Source organism: Hwanghaeella sp. (assembly GCF_965227365.1).
Taxonomy (GTDB): domain Bacteria; phylum Pseudomonadota; class Alphaproteobacteria; order UBA8366; family Aestuariispiraceae; genus Hwanghaeella.
Genome location: NZ_OZ245754.1, coordinates 4,709,649 through 4,727,991 on the forward strand (window position 1 = coordinate 4,709,649; position 18,343 = coordinate 4,727,991).

15 protein-coding genes are annotated in these 18,343 nt (G+C 59.6%); 6 read left to right on the forward strand and 9 right to left on the reverse strand.

Going from position 1 to position 18,343, the window contains the following annotated elements:
• Positions 1–58 precede the first annotated feature (58 nt).
• The 5 genes from mnmE (at position 59) to ACQK2G_RS21595 (ending at position 6,011) form a co-directional block, all read left to right on the forward strand.
• Complete coding sequence (gene mnmE, locus ACQK2G_RS21575) at positions 59–1,381, forward strand: tRNA uridine-5-carboxymethylaminomethyl(34) synthesis GTPase MnmE (protein WP_425407103.1); 1,323 nt, start codon at positions 59–61, stop codon at positions 1,379–1,381.
• Between the two features lie 265 nt (positions 1,382–1,646).
• Positions 1,647–3,524: a tRNA uridine-5-carboxymethylaminomethyl(34) synthesis enzyme MnmG gene (gene mnmG / locus ACQK2G_RS21580; protein WP_425407685.1), complete on the forward strand. Its 1,878-nt coding sequence runs from the start codon at positions 1,647–1,649 to the stop codon at positions 3,522–3,524.
• 105 nt (positions 3,525–3,629) lie between these two features.
• The gene (gene rsmG / locus ACQK2G_RS21585; RefSeq protein WP_425407104.1) at positions 3,630–4,256 is read left to right on the forward strand and encodes a 16S rRNA (guanine(527)-N(7))-methyltransferase RsmG; all 627 of its coding nucleotides are present in this window, start codon (positions 3,630–3,632) and stop codon (positions 4,254–4,256) included.
• A 25-nt stretch (positions 4,257–4,281) separates the two neighbouring features.
• A complete protein-coding gene (locus tag ACQK2G_RS21590) occupies positions 4,282–5,106 on the forward strand; it encodes a ParA family protein (protein WP_425407686.1) in 825 nt (274 codons plus the stop codon).
• Positions 5,106–6,011: a ParB/RepB/Spo0J family partition protein gene (locus tag ACQK2G_RS21595; RefSeq protein WP_425407105.1), complete on the forward strand. Its 906-nt coding sequence runs from the start codon at positions 5,106–5,108 to the stop codon at positions 6,009–6,011. The genes ACQK2G_RS21590 and ACQK2G_RS21595 overlap by 1 nt, the downstream gene beginning before the upstream one ends.
• An 84-nt stretch (positions 6,012–6,095) precedes the next feature.
• Here the strand turns inward: ACQK2G_RS21595 and holA are convergent, their stop codons facing one another.
• From holA to ACQK2G_RS21630, 7 genes are all read right to left on the reverse strand, one after another.
• Positions 6,096–7,133 carry a DNA polymerase III subunit delta gene (holA, locus tag ACQK2G_RS21600; protein ID WP_425407106.1) on the reverse strand — a complete coding sequence of 346 codons (1,038 nt, stop codon included), beginning with the start codon at positions 7,131–7,133 and terminating at the stop codon, positions 6,096–6,098.
• 6 nt (positions 7,134–7,139) lie between these two features.
• Positions 7,140–7,643: an LPS assembly lipoprotein LptE gene (lptE, locus tag ACQK2G_RS21605; protein ID WP_425407107.1), complete on the reverse strand. Its 504-nt coding sequence runs from the start codon at positions 7,641–7,643 to the stop codon at positions 7,140–7,142.
• Position 7,644: 1 nt separating this feature from the next.
• Positions 7,645–10,227, reverse strand: a complete 2,583-nt coding sequence (leuS, locus tag ACQK2G_RS21610; protein ID WP_425407108.1) for a leucine--tRNA ligase — start codon at positions 10,225–10,227, stop codon at positions 7,645–7,647.
• A gap of 71 nt (positions 10,228–10,298) precedes the next feature.
• Positions 10,299–10,826 (reverse strand): DUF3576 domain-containing protein, encoded by a 528-nt coding sequence (locus ACQK2G_RS21615; protein ID WP_425407109.1) that lies wholly within the window; start codon positions 10,824–10,826, stop codon positions 10,299–10,301.
• A gap of 194 nt (positions 10,827–11,020) precedes the next feature.
• Positions 11,021–12,139 carry a porin gene (locus ACQK2G_RS21620; RefSeq protein WP_425407110.1) on the reverse strand — a complete coding sequence of 373 codons (1,119 nt, stop codon included), beginning with the start codon at positions 12,137–12,139 and terminating at the stop codon, positions 11,021–11,023.
• A 244-nt stretch (positions 12,140–12,383) separates the two neighbouring features.
• Positions 12,384–13,592 carry a JmjC domain-containing protein gene (locus ACQK2G_RS21625; protein ID WP_425407111.1) on the reverse strand — a complete coding sequence of 403 codons (1,209 nt, stop codon included), beginning with the start codon at positions 13,590–13,592 and terminating at the stop codon, positions 12,384–12,386.
• A 93-nt stretch (positions 13,593–13,685) separates the two neighbouring features.
• Complete coding sequence (locus ACQK2G_RS21630; RefSeq protein ID WP_425407112.1) at positions 13,686–15,554, reverse strand: tetratricopeptide repeat-containing sulfotransferase family protein; 1,869 nt, start codon at positions 15,552–15,554, stop codon at positions 13,686–13,688.
• Positions 15,555–15,727: 173 nt separating this feature from the next.
• Between ACQK2G_RS21630 and ACQK2G_RS21635 the strand changes: the two genes are divergently transcribed.
• On the forward strand, positions 15,728–16,399 hold the full coding sequence (locus tag ACQK2G_RS21635) for a YggS family pyridoxal phosphate-dependent enzyme (protein WP_425407113.1): 672 nt from the start codon (positions 15,728–15,730) through the stop codon (positions 16,397–16,399).
• Positions 16,400–16,411: 12 nt separating this feature from the next.
• Here ACQK2G_RS21635 and ACQK2G_RS21640 read toward each other — a convergent pair whose 3' ends face one another.
• Positions 16,412–16,909 (reverse strand): L,D-transpeptidase family protein, encoded by a 498-nt coding sequence (locus ACQK2G_RS21640; protein ID WP_425407114.1) that lies wholly within the window; start codon positions 16,907–16,909, stop codon positions 16,412–16,414.
• Between the two features lie 92 nt (positions 16,910–17,001).
• Positions 17,002–18,237, reverse strand: a complete 1,236-nt coding sequence (locus tag ACQK2G_RS21645) for a hypothetical protein (protein ID WP_425407115.1) — start codon at positions 18,235–18,237, stop codon at positions 17,002–17,004.
• Positions 18,238–18,343: the final 106 nt, after the last annotated feature.

Consider the following 18,343-nt stretch of genomic DNA (forward strand, 5'->3'; position numbering starts at 1 on the left):
CCGTTCTGCTTACGCAGTGAACCGGATAACTTGCGGTTCATTGAACAAGGATTACTAGATGTTGGACGGGTCAAAAGAGACTATCTACGCATTGTCGACCCCAGCCGGCAGAGGGGGGGTGGCCGTCATCCGGGTGTCGGGCCCCGCCGCGGTTGACTGTCTGACGGCGTTCCAAGTGACGTCTTTGCCGAAACCCCGGGTCGCGACCCGGACGGTGTTGAGGCGGAAGAAGGATGGGGTTCCGGTGGATGATGCCCTGATCCTGTTTTTTCCCGGTCCGAACAGTTTTACGGGCGAGGACATCATCGAACTGCACCTGCACGGCGGACCGGCTATCATCGATGCGGTTCAGGATATTCTATCCGCGTGTAAGGGGTTTCGTCTGGCCCAGCCCGGGGAGTTTACCCGCCGTGCCTTTTGGAATGGAAAGATCGACCTGGTCGAGGCTGAAGGCCTTGTTGACCTGATCGAAGCTGAAACCGAAGCGCAACGGGTTCAGGCCCTGCGACAATTGAAGGGTAGCTTAAGCGCACTGTATGAGGGCTGGCAGAAGCGGTTGGCTGACCAATTGGCCCTGATAGAACTCGGTTTGGACTTTTCCGATGAAGGAGATGTCGACGAGGAGGACACGGGTCTGGATCGTGACTCCATGACGGGCATTCTCCATGAAATGCAGGCCCATCTGGATGACGGCCGTCGCGGGGAAATTGTTCGCAACGGGGTCCGTGTCGCCATCATCGGGGCGCCGAATGTCGGGAAATCAAGTTTGCTGAATGCATTGGCGCGACGGGAAGCGGCAATCGTTTCCGACATCGCGGGCACAACCCGCGACCGGGTGGACATACACCTCAATCTGGGTGGGCAGGCGGTGATCGTGACAGACACCGCGGGCCTGCGTGCGTCCGAGGATGTCATCGAACAGGAAGGGATTCGGCGCAGTCTGGCCGCTGCCGCGGAAGCGGATATCGTTCTGGTGATGGGGGAGTATGGAGAACCGGATGCTTTGCCGACCCCGGAGACCCATGGCGGTGACCCCCTGGTTGTCTGGAATAAAATGGATTTGTCGACCGGGGAGAGACCGGCGGGCATCTGCATCTCTGCCAAGACCGGGGAGGGTATCCCGGAGTTGGAACAGGAATTGACGACCCGGGTCCGTTCCTTGGCGTTACAGAGCGAAGCCCCGGTTTTGACCCGGGCACGCCATCGCGAAGCTATCACGGAGGCGACGGTCCGGTTGGAAGAAGTCCTACAGGAAAAAGATTCTGTGCTGCTGGCGGAGCATCTTCGTGCCGCAGTCGCGGTGCTGGGTCGTATCATTGGAAAAGTTGATGTGGAGGACCTGCTGGACCGGATCTTTCGGGATTTCTGTATCGGCAAATAGGCGAGTGTTTCACGTGAAACACTGACAGTGAGTTCTCATCGCCTGACATGTTCGCCTTTTGAGTCAATGGCGAGTCATACTGCGCGGAAGTCGAGTCAACAGTGAGTAAAAAACGCGGGCCATCAAGTTGAATACTTCACAGTGTTTCACGTGAAACACTTCTCTTTGGCGAATACTTGACCTGTTAGAGTCAAACAGAATTCGAGGGGCCTGAAACCCGCGATATTCCTTGATTTCAGAACAAGGCAACTCTACATTCCGCGCCATGTTTTCACCGGACAAGACATGGGACGTTATCGTCGTGGGCGGCGGACACGCGGGCTGTGAAGCCGCGGCTGCGTCCGCACGCGCTGGCGCGAAAACCGCGTTGGTAACCCACAAGATCGAGACAATAGGTGAAATGTCCTGCAACCCTGCCATTGGCGGATTGGGGAAAGGGCATCTGGTCCGCGAAATTGATGCCTTGGATGGGATTATGGGCCGGGTCATCGACCGGGCCGGCATCCAGTTCAGGGTATTGAACAAGAGCAAAGGACCGGCGGTCCAGGGACCGCGCTCTCAAGCCGACCGGGCTTTGTATAAGGCTGCGATGAAGACGGCTTTATCTGATCAAGCCAACCTCGAAATTGTTCAGGGTGCGGTGGAAGATCTGCGCCTTGATAATACAGGCAGGGCCATTTCCGGGGTTGTGCTGGCGGACGGTACCGAGTTGACGGCGGCCAAGGTTGTATTGACGACCGGCACGTTCCTGCGCGGCGTTATTCATATTGGCCAGGAAACGAGACCGGCCGGCCGGGTGGGTGATGAGGCTTCCTATGGACTGTCAGAGACACTGGCTCGTTTCGGCTTTCGCCTCGGCCGGTTGAAGACGGGGACACCGGCCCGGTTGGATGGAAAAACCATCGATTGGGATGGCCTGGATAAACAGTATGCGGATCCCGTGCCGGAACCGTTCTCGTCCCTGACGGACAAAATCACGGTGCCACAGATTGCCTGTGGGATCACATATACGAACCCGGATAGCCACCAGGTTATCCGGGATCATATCCACGAATCTGCGATGTATTCCGGCAAGATTGAGGGGATTGGCCCCCGTTACTGTCCCTCAATCGAAGACAAGGTTGTGCGGTTTGCGGATCGTGACCGGCATCAGATTTTTCTGGAGCCGGAGGGTCTTGATGACGATACGGTCTATCCGAACGGGATATCGACCTCCTTGCCGGCGCATGCACAATCCGCGCTGCTGAAAACCATCCCCGGGTTGGAACGGGCGGTGATGATCCGGCCTGGATATGCGATCGAGTATGATTATGTCGATCCCCGGGAACTTCGTCACAGCCTGGAAACCAAGAAGATTTCTGGTTTGTATTTTGCCGGTCAGATCAATGGGACGACAGGCTATGAAGAGGCGGCGGCCCAAGGGTTGATTGCCGGTCTGAACGCGGCTTTGAGTGCCGGTGGGTCCGAGAAACTGTTTCTTCCCGACCGGGCGGACGCGTATATCGGTGTCCTGATTGACGATTTGGTCACCCGCGGGGCTGATGAGCCATACAGAATGTTCACCTCGCGGGCAGAATTTCGATTACGGTTGCGTGCCGACAATGCGGACGAAAGGCTTACCGATCTGGCCATGGCCGTAGGGGCCGTCGGATCAGAGCGCACCGCGTACTGGAAGGCGCGGAAGTCTTCTTTGGCCGCCGCGCGTGAAATTCTGCAAGGTAATGCCGTGTCCCCGACGGAATTGAATCGTCGCGGTGTTAAAGTTAAGCAGGATGGTGTCAGACGCTCTGCGTTCGATCTATTGGCACAGCGTGTGACGGATTGGTCGGTGTTGGAAGAAATCTGGCCGTCCGTTCGGATGATTCCTGAAGAAATTCGCGACCGCTTGGCCGTCGATGCTTCCTACAATGGATATCTTGCACGCCAAGAGGCGGAGATTTCCGCCTATCGTCGTGACGAGAACTTGGTCCTTCCCGTTGACTTGGACTATAGCGCCATTGGGGGGCTGTCCAATGAAGTCCGGCAAAAACTCATTGCGAGCGCGCCGGAAACGATTGGGTCCGCGGCCCGTATTCAAGGCGTGACACCCGCCGCCGTTGTTGCCTTGTTGCGGCATGTTAAAAAGAGGAAGACGGCGGCGTAGTTCCGCGTGCTCCTCCGGTCGAGCAACTTTCTCTTTTGCCACCTTCCATCCCGCGTTATCCATAGCCATCATGTACAGAGGGCCGGCGCCGCCGGAGTGAGAATCGTGTCTTCCTATACACTGGACGATTGTGTAGCCGATTTGGCTGTTTCACGTGAAACAGCGGAACGGTTCAAGGTGCTGGCAGAGCATCTGGTTAAGTGGAACGAACGGATCAATCTTGTTTCCAAGACGACCTTGGATGATATGTGGCGCCGACATTTTCTCGATTCCGGACAGCTCGCGCATTTCATTCCGCCGTCCGCGCACAGTCTAGCGGATCTCGGGAGTGGGGCGGGCTTTCCAGGCCTGGTCCTGGCGGCAATGACAGACTTGGAAATCCATCTGATTGAATCTGACACACGAAAAGCAGTCTTTCTGCGTGAAGGGGCGCGCGCAATGAAACGGCCCATCACCGTGCATCAGCAAAGAATTGAGTCATTGCAAGGGTTAGCGGTCGATGTTGTCACGGCACGTGCGCTGGCACCGGTTGAAAAGCTTCTGGAATACGCCGAAAGGCTGTTAAAAAAAGATGGAATCGCGCTCTTTTTAAAGGGAAATACGCTTCAAACCGAATTGACGGATTCAAAGAAGTCATGGCATATAGAATCCACGCAAAGCCGCAGTCTCTCAGATTCTTCAGGCTGCATCTTAAAAGTGGAGGCTTTCCGCCGTGTCAGAGATCGAAAATGACGTTGTTCTTAATGCGCCGTCTCAAGTGGGATTGGCTTCCCTAGCCGGCGACTCCGATCGTCCGCGCATCATCGCGATCGCAAACCAGAAGGGCGGGGTTGGTAAGACGACCACGGCGATCAATCTCGCCACCGCTTTGGCGGCTTGTGACAAGAAGGTCCTGATCATCGATATCGATGCCCAGGGCAACGCCAGTACAGGGCTCGGGATCGACCGCAAGGCGCGCACGGTTTCGACCTATGACGTGATCATCGATAGAAAGCCGATCGAGGAAGCGACGATTTCTTCCGTCGTCCCGCGTCTTGATGTGGTGCCGTCCTCCATTGATCTCGCGGGAGCGGAAATTGAGTTGATCGATCTGGACCGTCGGGAGTTCCGCCTGAAAGACGCAATCCGGCGGATGAGCAGACATTACGATTACGTTTTGATCGATTGTCCGCCGTCGCTGCAGCTGTTGACACTGAACGCCCTCTGCGCGGCGGATTCAATTCTCGTGCCGCTGCAATGTGAGTTCTATGCCCTTGAAGGTCTTAGCCTTTTGATGCGCACGATCGAACGGGTGAAGAAGGCATTCAACCCGGCGCTGACCATTCAGGGTGTCGTCCTGACAATGTACGACAAGCGTAACAACCTGTCCGACATGGTCGCGTCCGATGTGCGCGAGCATTTCGGCGAAAAGGTCTATGAGACGGTCATTCCGCGCAATGTCCGTGTCTCCGAAGCGCCGTCCTACGGCATTCCCGTGCTGGTGTATGACATGCATTGCCGCGGTTCTAAGGCTTATATCAATCTGGCGAGCGAAGTGCTGCGCCGGGAACAGACACCGATGGCAGAGGTTGGAACGGCATGATGGCTGCAGCGGAAGATACACGGCGCAAGGGTTTGGGACGCGGTCTGTCGGCCTTGCTGGGCGATGACGAGGCACCGGCAACGGAGCCGGAATCCACGGAACCGACATCGCGGGCGGGCAAGACGGTGCCGATCGAATTCATCACGGCCAATCCGAAGCAGCCACGCAAGCGGTTCGACGATGCGGCCATCGACGGTTTGGTGGAGTCGGTCCGGGAGAAGGGCATCCTCCAGCCCATCCTGGTCCGGCCCCACCCGACGGAAGTGAATTACTATGAGATCGTCGCCGGTGAGCGTCGCTGGCGCGCAGCACAAAGAGCGAAGCTGCATGAGGTCCCTGTCCTCATCAAGGACCTCTCCGACCGCGACACACTAGAGATTGCTCTCGTTGAAAACATTCATCGCGAGGATCTGACCCCGTTGGAGGAAGCGGAAGGGTATCAGCGCCTTATCGATGAATTCTCCCACACCCAGGAAGCCCTTGCGAATGCCGTCGGTAAGAGCCGCAGTCACATCGCAAACATGCTCCGCTTGTTGTCTCTTCCGGAGGAAGTGAAGAGCATGGTCGATGACGGCCTGCTGACCGCAGGTCACGCGCGGGCTTTGTTGGGTGCGCCGAATGCGGAGGACCTGGCCCATATCGTGGTCAAGAAGGAACTTTCTGTCCGGCAAACCGAAAAACTGGCGCAGAATGCCAAACAAGGCACGGTCGATAACGCAGTCAGCAAAATCGCAAAAGCCATCGACCAGAGAGACGCCGATACGGTGGCCCTGGAAAAAAGTCTGACGGATCATCTGGGATTGAAGGTGGAGTTGAAGGGCGCCGGCGAAACCGGGTCTGTCACCATTCACTACAAGAGCCTGGATCAACTAGACGGGTTGCTGGAACGGCTGAACGCCGAATAATCAGCGGAGCCATAAGCACACTTAGCCCTGTTTCTGATACGTAATGACTGGACCGCCCCTCCATGCATAACGGGGCGGACCCGGTCAGCGTGCCTGGCCCCGCCGGCGGGCCAGGATGGCGACCTGATAGAAATGGCGCTCGCAGAGCAGGCGGTCCGGACTACCGGTCGATTTCAACTCGGCCTCGAGACCGGCCAAGGCGGTCAATTGATCCTTGATCGATTTCTCGGGCCATAAGCGGTGTTGCCGCTTCATCGGTTCGACATTCTTGAAAAAGACCGGCGGCCGCATGCTCTTGATCGCCGCGTCGACCCCAAGCCCGTTCTTCGTCGCCGTCTGGAGCTCCAACAGCTTAAAGAAATGCCCGATCAAGGCCCGAACCATGGCGACGGGGCTGAGATCCTCCATCGCCGCACGGTCCAGCCATTTTTCCAGTTGCGCCACATCGCCGCCGCACGCTGCGAAGATCAGGGAATCCATGGCTGCGCCTCCGGCTTCCGCGGCGGCCTGAAGGACCAAATCGAGCGTTAAATGTCCGCCTTGGCCTACAAACAGGCACAGTTTCTCAATTTCCCGCCGGGATATTCCGCGGTTTGCGTCCAATGTTGCAGCAAGCCAGTCCAATGCATCATTGTCGACGCGTATACCGGCTTCACGAAACATCTCCGCAAAGACGGCCTCCCGATCACGGTCGGTGTCGTCGTAACAGGCAATGGACGCGCCGGCGCCGGCCCCCTCAAGCAATTTCACCAGGCTGCTGCGGGTTCGACTGAGCTCCTTGGCCTCCAAAATCACCATAGCTTCGCCGGGCAGGGATTCGAGAAATTCTGCTATAACGGGTGTAATGCGATCGGTCGCGTCAGTGACGCGAACGAGACGCGAGCCTTGATCCAGAGATTGCGCCGCGGCCGCATCGGCCAACATGGCTTTGTCCCCGACAATTTGATCCGCCGAGAAGTCATCGGTCCTGAACGGATCGCCTGGTGGAATACCCAAGGCATTGGTCAAAGCCTTGGCCCGCTCGGACACGAGAGTTTGATCGGAGCCGTAAATCAACACGCACCGAATACCGGCATCGGGATTTTTCAGGAACCCTTCGACATTTCTGGGTTGGACACGCATCCGCGCTTAACCCGACTCCAATTTGGTCAAAAAGGCGACCAGTCTGACCTTGGCGTCATCGGCAATTTCGCGAAGGCTTCTCTCGGTTGCGTCCTGCCGCGCCACCAAGGTGCCGTAATCCGATAGAACGGTGCTGTAGCTACCGGCTGAACGACTGACGAATTCGTATGTACCACCTTGATATTGCAGGCTAAAGGCAGCGTTGACGACAACCCGGGAGCGGGTTGTCGTGGCATCGAACGCCAAGCCGAGATCCTGTTCGCTAATGTCCAGATCGGTGGTCAATCTGTAACGTTTCGTGCCATCGGGCTGGAACCGATCGATCAGGAAGTTTCGTAGAATTTGACCTTCGCGGTTTTCGATCAGATCAATCGAGACGCCCTTCAAAGGATTATCCCGGATGAAGGACGAATCCGACGATCCGCCATAGAGGGGACGAAAGCCACAGGCGCCCAGAAGCGAAACCGCCGCCGCCGCTGTTAATCCGGAAAGGGCCTGTCGTCTGTTCATTCTACACCACGATATTCACGATCCGGTTGGGAACGACGATAATTTTCCGAGGTTCCTTGCCATCCATGGCGCGTTGAACATTCTCGTGGGCGAGGGCGGCAGCACGGGCCGTGTCCTCCGCCGCGTCACGCTCCACTTCCACCTTTGCGCGCATTTTACCGTTCACCTGAACAGCCAGGGTCACCATGTCGTCGACAACCAGGGACGGATCGGCAACCGGCCAGTCATTTCGCGCCATGAGGGTGTCATGACTCAAGGTGGCCCACAACTCTTCCGCCAAGTGCGGGGTCATCGGGCCGAGAAGTTGGACCAGTATCTCGATCGATTCACGAAGAACCCAGCGATCGCTGTCATCCGCGGGTGAGAACTCGGAGACCGCATTGGATAGTTCGCGAATCCGAGCCACGGCGCGGTTGAAATGAAACCGTTCCAAATCACCAGTGGCGCCGTCCAATGCCTTGTGTGCCGCGCGGCGAAGCGCATCGCCGGCGGATGAGAACCCCCCGGGAACCGGTGCGTCCTTGCCGGGCAGTCCCGTCCCGATCGCGTCCTGCACCTGCCGCCAGACGCGGTTGAGGAACCGCCAAGCGCCTTCAACGCCGGCTTCGGTCCATTCAAGGTCACGATCCGGCGGACTGTCCGACAGCATGAACAACCGGGCGGTATCCGCGCCATAGGTCTTCACGATGTTTTCGGGATCGACCACGTTCTTGCGGGATTTGCTCATTTTCTCCGAACGACCGATCTTCACCGGCGTATCGGTACCGAGAAGGAAGGCTTTTTCGGCGCCCTGGCGGTCGATTTCTACAGGAGACAGCCACTTGCCGTCGGCGGAGCGATATGTCTCGTGACAGACCATGCCTTGGGTGAACAACCCATCGAAGGGTTCGTCCAGGTTCAGATAGCCGCATTCGGACAGGGCGCGGACGAAAAACCGGGAATAAAGCAGATGGAGCACCGCATGCTCGATCCCACCGACATATTGATCAACCGGCAGCCAGTAATCGACGCTTTCGCGACTGAACGCCTCGCCCTCGTTCTTGGGATCGCAGAACCGCGCGAAATACCAGGAGGATTCGAAGAAGGTGTCGAATGTGTCCGTCTCGCGACGGGCATCTTTCCCACAGGAAGGGCAGGTGGTGTGTTTCCAGGTCGGGTGGCGGTCCAGCGGATTGCCGGGTGCATCAAAATCGACGTCTTCGGGCAGGGCAACAGGCAGATCCGCCTCCGGAACGGGCACGGCCCCGCAGCTTTCGCAATGAATGACCGGAACGGGACAGCCCCAGTAGCGCTGGCGCGATACACCCCAGTCGCGGAGACGATAGGTCACCGTGCCTTCGCCGGTGCCGAGTTCGCCCAGACGCTCGATGACCCGTGACTTCGCGTCGTCCACACCCAACCCGTCGAGGAAGTCGGAATTGAAGATCGTGCCGTCGCCGGTATAGGCCTCGTCACCGATGCTGAAACTCGCCGGATCGGCCCCCTTGGGAAGAACCACCGGCGTGACCGGAAGATCGTATTTGCGGGCGAAATCCAGATCGCGCTGATCATGGCCCGGACAGCCGAAAATTGCGCCCGTACCGTATTCCATAAGAACGAAATTGGCGGCATAGACCGGCAACTCCCAGGACGGATCCAGCGGGTGCGCGACTTTCAGTCCGGTATCGAAACCTTTTTTCTCGGCCTTTTCGATGGCCTCTTCGCTGGTCCCCATGCGATTGCATTCGGCCACGAATTCCGCCAGGTCCGGATTGTTTTCCGCCTGTTCGGCGATCAGCGGATGGTTGGCCGCGAGTGCGCAGAAGGAAGCGCCGTACAGGGTGTCCGGCCGCGTGGTGAAAACCCGCAGGCTGTCCTCCCGCCCGACCAGCCTGAAATCGACATGCGCGCCTTCGGATCGATTGATCCAGTTGGTCTGCATGGTGCGGACCTTGTCCGGCCACCGCTCCAGGCCCTGGATCGCGTCCAGCAATTCATCCGCGAAAGCGGTGATTTTCAGAAACCATTGTGACAGCTTGCGTTTTTCGACCAGGGCGCCGGACCGCCATCCACGGCCGTCGATCACCTGTTCGTTCGCCAGCACCGTGTTTTCGACCGGATCCCAGTTCACCCAGGACTCCTTGCGATAGGCCAGCCCGGCCCGCATGAAGTCGGTGAACATCTTCTGTTCGTGCTTGTAGTATTCCGGCTCGCAGGTGGAGATCTCGCGGCTCCAGTCCAGCGACAGGCCCAGCGTCATCAGCTGCGCCTTCATCGTGGCGATGTTCTCGCGGGTCCATTTCGCCGGATGCACCTTGTTCTCGATCGCGGCGTTCTCCGCCGGCAGACCGAAGGAGTCCCAGCCCATCGGGTGCAGCACATTGAAACCCCGGGCGCGCCGATAGCGGGCGACGACATCGCCCAGGGTATAGTTCCGAACATGGCCCATATGGATACGGCCGGACGGATAGGGAAACATCTCCAGCACGTAATACTTCGGCAGCGAGTGATCGGCGCTCGGTTCGAAAGACTTGTCGTCCTGCCAGACCTTTCGCCACTTTTCCTCGACTTCCAGGAAGTTATAGCGGCTGGTTCCTTCGCTCATCAGAAGTTTCCCATATTCCAAGACCGGCCGGCGGATCGCGCCGAACGGATGTTCTTAAGGCGGTGTTCGATTTATTCCGGCTGCGCGATTGCGGCAACGCGCAATTCGCGGGCCTTCGCCAGGATCGCGTTTTCGAGCGACCGAACCGTATCATTAGAGACCGGAACGTCTTCCCAGACGGGGCTGTTCTGCCGCCGCTCCTGTTGGAAAACGCTGACCCGCAAGCCGTCGGCGCGTAGCTGCCGGCCAAGAATGAAAACGTTAAGCTTGAAGCGCGAATTCGGGGTTTCCGGCGGTGTATACCAGTCGGTGATGATCACCCCGCCGAAGGGATCGGCCTGGCTGAGCGGAAAGAAGGAAATCGTATCAAGAGAGGCGCGCCACAGGAAACCATTGACGCCAAGGCCGCTGCCGCCGCCACCTTCGCCGGTCTTGCCACCGAGCCCGAACGTGATGCCGTCTTCCCCGAAGATGCTGCCTTCCGACCTACGGTCGCGTTCCTGTTGGTCCGGAATCTCGTTGGACGGCCCGGAAGCAAGTCCGCAACCGGCCAGAACTGCCAAAGCCAAAACTAAAATACCAAGGCGACGCACCGTCATCTTCCTTCATTTTTCTACGTGGAGGGTTCCCACACGGCGAGCACTAGCGCGGCGGATGCCAAGCGGATGCGATCCTTTCCCTAGCAAGAATGCGGGGTAAGAGAAAGACGAAAGACGAGGGCGGTTTGCCGCCCCAAAAAAAACAGGGGCCGCCCAAATGGACGGCCCCTGCCTAACGTCGAAAGTCGACGATATTAGAAGGTCACGCGCGTACCGACGATGACCACCGAAGAGTCTTCGGAGCCAGTGGCGGCCGACGTATCACCCGACAGGTGATAGCCGTTGATGCGAGCCGACAGACCTTCGGCAACCTGGTAGTTCACACCGGCGTGGAAGACGTCGAGTTCGATGTCGTTCGCGCCGTCGTTTTCTTCAAACGTCTGCCAGGAAGCGGAGACCGCAGCCGGACCGAAGCTGTAAGCAGCACCGACGGACCAACCGTCACCCGCGTCGCAGGTGGCGCTGTTGGCGGCGCAGGAGCTGTCGCCGTTGTCCAGGTAGTCAGCAGCGAAGGAGAAACCAGCGACAGAAACGCTGGCACCAATGCGCCATGACTCGATGTCTTCCAGACCGTTCAGGCTGGTGCCCGTCTGGTTCGCTTCAGCGAAACCGTAGGACGCACCGATGCCGAAGCCGATACCGTCGAAGTCGCCATTGTAAGCAGCGGCGAGTTCAACACCGTTGGACGAACCGTCTTCCGCGAAATCGGAACGGGTGTCGTCGTTCGGATCCGGCGCGAAGCTAACACCGGCCTGGAAACCGCCGAAGGACGGGGTCAGGTAACCGATCTTAGCGGAGTCACCGGTGTAGTGAGCCGGATCGTGGTAGTAACCGGAACCGGTGTTCACACCAATGTTGTTCATGGTGTTTTCAGCGCGGTTCGCACCGTTACCGTCCGTACCCCAGGTACCGACCTGGATGCCGTTGGCGTCCGGAATGATCAGACCGTCGACACCGTCTTCGGAACCGACGAACAGACGACCCCAGGAACCACGGAAGTCGAGATAGGCTTCGTCGAACGCGCCGGTACCGGCATCGACGCCCATCGCACGCCACTGGATGTTGGCGCCGTATTCCAGGCCGTTATCCGCGGTGCCGCGGGCGTCCCAGACCAGTTCGGACTGCTGTTCGTTGGCGGTCAGGACATGACCGTCGGTGCCGTTGACACCACGGGTGTCGTTGTCAACGAAGATGTATTCATAGGACAGAGCGCCGGAGAAGCTGACGACCGGAGCTTCACCCGCATTGGCAGCACCAGCAGCCAGAACGGACGCACCGATCAGCGCCGACGTGGCGAGAAGCGTCTTTTTCATTTGATCCTCCAAAATTGAAGACCCCAGGCAGCCTCTGAAATAAGGCATTTGGGGATTTCCCTCGTTTACGACCCTGGCCCCATTCAGCAAAGGCTTGCACACAGGACTTGCCCAGGCGTCTGTGTGGATAAAACATCGACACCCTGTCCGCCGCAATTGGAAAACGGTGCGATTCGAGTGAATTGGAGTCCGTTGTGACAAGAATGCAACAAGAGCGGTGTGGGCCCGACCGCGCCCGGTTCCGTCAGGCTTCTTTCGCCAACTCGACGAGGCCCATCCGCCGCACCTGAATCAGCAATTCATTCAGCGAATGCGGGGTTTCGGACGGAAAGGCATTGGCCAATTCCCCGAAGGTGAATGTCCGGTGCGACAGCATCCAGGCGACGGTTTTTTCGCGCCCCGGTGGGATCGGCGTCACATTATTGTCGCGGAATAAGCCGAAACCGTTCTGGAAACGGGCGACCTTGGCATTGTGAACAAGGCGTTCGTAGAGCGGATCTTCGCCAATGGCGGGGATCTGAATGCCGCCTCTCTTATAATGGAAGTCCTTCTGGAATTGCGCGAAGCGGGCCAGAAAATCCGGACTCTTGGCGATCTTCGCAAATTCCGCGCTCAGCATTTCGATATGTTTCTTGAGCGCCGCGGGACCCTCTTCCGGCCGCGGAAAGTTCAACCGGAACTTTTCGGAACCGACCACCATGTCGGACATCGCGCCGAGGAAATCCAGGCCTATAACCCCGGTCGCGCCGAAGGCGATATGGATCGTCCCTTCGCTGGAAGCCAAGGCGTCGTGATACTGTCCGCGCGGCAGATACAGGAGATCGCCGGGCCGGAGTGTGATTTCCGCGACGACGGGGCCGCGGTTCTTGTCCTGGAACTCCTCGCTGACGAAAAAGGCGTTGTGGCGGATCGGGCTCGGCACCCGGTTCTCGTAAATCCGCCAGTTCTTCTCCCCCACCAAATGGACGGCAAAGACGTCATGCGTGTCGAAATGGCTGGCGAAGGCCTGACGCTGTTTCCAGGAATAATACAGATTGCCCTGGGCCTTGATGTTCAATCCCTGCTCGAGCCCTTTGGCGATGCCGGAGGCACCGGCGGTCAAGGCGTCGATATCATTGGCGACCAATGACGCGCCCTGACGCAGGTAGTCCATGACCTTGTCCGGATCGGGCTGCAGGATTTCCTGGCCGTCCCGGTTTGGGGCCGGATTGCAATAGGCGCGCGGGTCGACCCGGGCCCGGTCGATCACCACCTCGAGCGATTTGGACGACCAGATCGACGTCATGTTCAGCAATCGGGCGAAGCTGTCGAAATCCATGACATCGGGGAACTTGTCCGGATCGCCCGGGATATGAACGAATTTCTTGCCGTAATAGTCCCGCAGGAATTCCTCTACCGGCATGGGCGCCAGGATCGCTTCCAGGGAGTAGGGGTTGGCATTTGTCTTGGTCATCTACTTGGCCGTTGCTTTGTTTACTTGGTTTCTCTTGGTCCGCATTCCGTCCGACTTCCCGAAGCGGGTCTCCCGCCGCATCACACAGCCGGACTATGCCGGCAGACCCGCGTCCTCGCCCAGCGCCGCGATCAAGGGCGCGAGATTGCTTTCATAGCGCCGCCATCTGTCGACCGCAGTGCCGTATAGCGGCTGGCGAACCTGCAGGCGGCTTGCCGTACCGACGGTACGCCGTGTCCGGTGAAAGGATTCCAGTCCGTCTTCCCATTCCAGGCCCAGCTTCTCCAGGACGGGCCGAACCACTGCCGGCATGTCCCCCGTCAAAGCCTCGTAATCGACGGTCATCAAATCCGGATCCCATTCTTCCCAGAAACGCATCAGCCGACGATACATTCTATAATTATGGCCGATCTGACCCAGGTCATGCGCGAAGGTATAACCGTTACCGAACTTTTGCATGTAAATGGACAGACAGGTGTCGATCGGATTGCGCCGAATGTGAATGATCGTGGCGGCGGGAAAAATGATCCGGATCAAACCGGCGTATTGATAATTGGCCGGCATCTTGTCCACGACGAAGGGTGCGTCGGGAAATCTGCCCTCGATCACGCGTAGATATTCCGCTGCCAACCCGGCAAGTGCGGCCGGATCCTCAAGCACCGGGGACTCCGTCCAATGCCCATGCCCGGCGGCGAGCCGGGCGGCGAATTCCGTCACGGTGAACAACTCACCGGCCCCTTCGACCGCGGAATGGGTCGCCAGGATCTGTTCCAGCAAGGATGTTCCGGACCGCATCATGCCGATGATGAAGATCGGCTTTCGGGCCGCGTCTGACCGGCGGTGGGCAAGGTCGGTCCGGATCGCGTCGCGGTGGGCATCAAACCAGCTGATCGTCCGATCGACGGCGGCCTCCGCCTGTTTCTCCGAATAGACCATGCCCAGGCTGTCGAGTTCCCGTTTCCACGCAGAATGTGCCCGTGCCCAGCATGCGAAGGCGTCGTCATGGCGTTTCAGCCGGTCAAAGGCGCGGCCCAGACGATGCAAAAGCTGCGGACTGTCGATGTTGTTCAAGCCGCGTCCATCCGCGATGGCGGCGGCCTCCCCCGTCAGGGACGCCGCCTGTTCCTTCCCGGCTTCCTTCTCCGCGCCGGTTTTGGCGGCCGCGATCTCGGCAAGGTCCAGAAGCGCGATCAGGTTTTCGGGATCGATCCGGCGCGCTGCCGCAAGGCTGGCCTCGGCTTCTTCCGCGCGCCCCAATTCGGCGAGTGCCGTCGCCTTGTCGATCAGGATCTGGGCGTCATCCGGGGCAAGTGCGGCGGCCTTGCCATACAGATCGACCGCTTCACCCAAATCGCCCTGGGCGCGACGAACATGGGCCAGTTCCGCATGAAACCCGGCGTTTGACGGTTCCTGTCTCAATCCCTCACGCAGGACCTGCTCGGCCGGGTCGCGACGCTCCAGCCGGATCAAGGCCTGGGCCAGCGAAAGCCTCGCGACGCCATAACCGGGCGCGAGGGCCACGGCTTTGCCATAGTGTTCCAGCGCCTTGTCCAGTTTGCCGGACCGTTCGCAGGCCAGACCCATATTGTTATGAGTGGCAGGATCGTTCGGCATGGACTGCAGAACCTGCCCGAACAGGCGCGCGGCTTCGGCGGACCGGCCCTGCTCCAACCGGACGATGCCCAGGCCGGAAACCGCGGCCGGGTTGTTTCGGTCGGCCTTGTGGCTCTTCTCGAACCATTGCGCGGCTTTTTTCGTATCGCCCTGCTGGTGGGCGATGATGCCCAACAAATAAAGGGCATTGGCTTCGCGTGGTTGAATTTTCAGGATCGCATTGGCGGCTTTCCTGGCGTCGTCGAACCGACCGGCCTGGTTGAGGGCGAAGGCGTTCTGCAGCATCGACCCCAATCCGGCGGTTCCTTTCCCACCGGTACCCTTTTGCGGGCGGGATGACGTCTGCACGGCGGTTGCTCCTTCGTTACGCGGCCGCTTTTCCGGCGCCGCGCCCTCGGATAGTGTCACTGCGTCCCAGGCTGGATGTCCGGGGCTTCAGTGTTAAGGTGGATCGCACCGCTGTTTCAAGCAATCCCGGCAAGACATGCCGGTTTTCGGTCATTTTTGAAGTTGGAGGTGTCATGGCAGGCGTCACGGAGAATCTCGCCGCTGTCCGCGGCGAAATCGAAACGGCGGCCAAGTCGGTCAATCCCGACCCGGCGGCGGTCACCTTGATTGCCGTCAGCAAGACGTTCGATGCCGAGGCGATCCGCCCGGTCCTGCAAGCGGGTCAGCGCGTGTTCGGGGAAAATCGGGTGCAGGAGGCTGAAGGCAAATGGCCCCAGTTGCGGGAAGAGTTTCCCGATGTGGAATTGCATCTGATCGGTCCGCTTCAGACCAACAAGGTGAAACATGCCCTGCCGCTGTTCGACGTGATCCAGACCGTCGACCGTCCCAAACTGGCCCGGATGCTTGCGGACCAAATGGAAAAGACAGGCCACCGGCCGGACTGTTACATCCAGGTCAATACCGGCGAGGAGGAACAGAAGGCCGGCATCCCGCCATCGGAAGTGGATGCCTTCGTTGCCTTGTGCCGGGACGAGTTGAACTTGCCTGTCGTCGGGTTGATGTGCATCCCGCCGGTCGATGAGCAACCCTCGCCGCATTTCGCCCTGCTGTCGAAGATGGCGGAACGCAACGGTTTGAAAAACCTAAGCATGGGGATGAGCGCGGATTTTCAGACCGCGGTGATGCTGGGCGCCACGCATGTCCGGGTCGGTTCGGCGATTTTCGGAAAACGGGATTATCCCTGAACGCAAAGGACCTCAGGGCCCGAGAAAGGCGATCGCGTCGCCTTCGGCTACCAGGGTCAGGACCTTTTCCAGGTCTTCGCGCTTCAGGGCGACGCAGCCCTCCGTCGGCAGATAGCCTTCGCGCGCAACATGCATGAAAATGGCACTTCCGCGGCCGGGTACGGGCGGGTCGTCATTATGACCCAGCACCACGACGATGTCGTAGAGGTGATCTTCGCGCCACATCTCTTCATGGCTGGCCGGGTAGGGCAGGGTGACGGGACGGTTATAGGCCGGGTCGTCTGGTGCGTCGCACCAGCCGTCCGTCTCGACGATCGGTGCCGTCTTCAGGCCGGTCTTCGGTGGAGCCACACGGTCGGGCCGGTAATAGACGCGGCGAAACGGCCAAGTCCCGATCGGTGTCGCGCCGTCGCCCTCGCGCTTGTCCAGCGCGTATCCGCCTCGCCCGATGGCACAGCGGAACCGCTTTCCATCCGGCATCATCAGGGTTTGACCCTTGACCTCGATCACCGATTTCCGCTCCTCAAGCCCATCTCGACGGCCCCCAGACTAGACCGATCCGCGAAGGGCGGAAAAGCGCCGGGGCCGCGGACGGGCGGAAATCAGCCCTGCTGCTTCATGGCCTGATAACGGTTCAGTGCTTCCAGCATGGCAGCGGGTACGGCTTCGCCCGGGGGCGGCGTGATGCCGGCGGCTTCCGCCAGGGTCGCGGTCTGCGATTGTCCCGGCCCGAAGGCAGCTTCCATCACCTTGCTCTGCGTATCCTCGCCGCCACGGGTTTTCACCGTCGGCGGATTGAGGCCCAACCTGTTCATTGCCGTTTCGAAAGGATCGGGCTCGTTTTGTTTGGCCTGAAAGGCGGCAAAGGGATTGTCCGCCGGTGCGGACCCGTCGATGGAAAGCGGCAGGGCGGCGCTGTATTTCTCGCTGGCGGACCGCATATCGGCCTGGCTCGACGCCGAAGCGCCTGCGGGGCCCACCGCCTGTTGCGCCAGCACTTGACTGGGCGATCCGGCCTGCGCCAGCATGGCCAGATGCTGGGCCATTTCGGGGCTGAGCCGTGTCACGCCGCGGTAATCCTTCCGGGCTGTGCCTTGTGTTCCGCCGGCTGATGCGGCGGCGGAATCATTTGCGCTGGCCAGTATCGCGTCCAGCGGTTCACCATCCTGTTCCGGTGCGGTCGCGCCGGGTGTCTTACCGGCCAGGCGCTCCAGGAAGGCGGCCTGGGCGGGGTCGAGCTGCATGGCGCCGCCCGCGCCCATGGCGGCGGCCGCCAATTGGGCTTCAGCGCCCGCCGGGACGGTGCCGGGCGCGATCGGCAGTCCGGCTGGGCCAGTGAAACCGCCCGGACCAGTGAAACCAGACGGGGCGGAAAGGTCGCCGCCGGCATCGGCCAGGGCCGTACCGTCGGTCAGGTTCTCGCCCGTCTCGTTCCCCAGACCGACCATGGCCAGCATATGGCCCATGACATCGTCGCCCGTATGTTCCTCGATCGCGTTGTTGATCATCGCCGATGCAAAGCCGAGCGGGCCGCCATAGATCGCGCCGCCGGCCATCTTGGCGCCGGGTGATGCCTCATCGCCGGTGACAGACCGATAGACCGCGCCGACGACCGGCAGGTGCTGCAATGGATTCACGATGTCCAGAAGATCGCCGAAGGTCAGGCCGTCCTCGCCGAACATATACCCGTCGTCCGGCGCCATTTCCGGCGCGCGCTTGTCTTCGTGGACCATGCCGGCCGTTTGAACCGGCGGCCTGGTGGCGCGGGCCTTGGCCGGGTCCGGTGTCATCAACGACCACGGCGCAAAGCCCGTATCAATACGGTCTTGTGGTGTCATAACAATCTCCTCTCAACGAGAAGAGTAAGCAGGATTGATGCCAGACTCCCTGGAAACATCCCTGGATATGGTCCCTCGATCACCCGGCCCGACGGACCGGATGTCG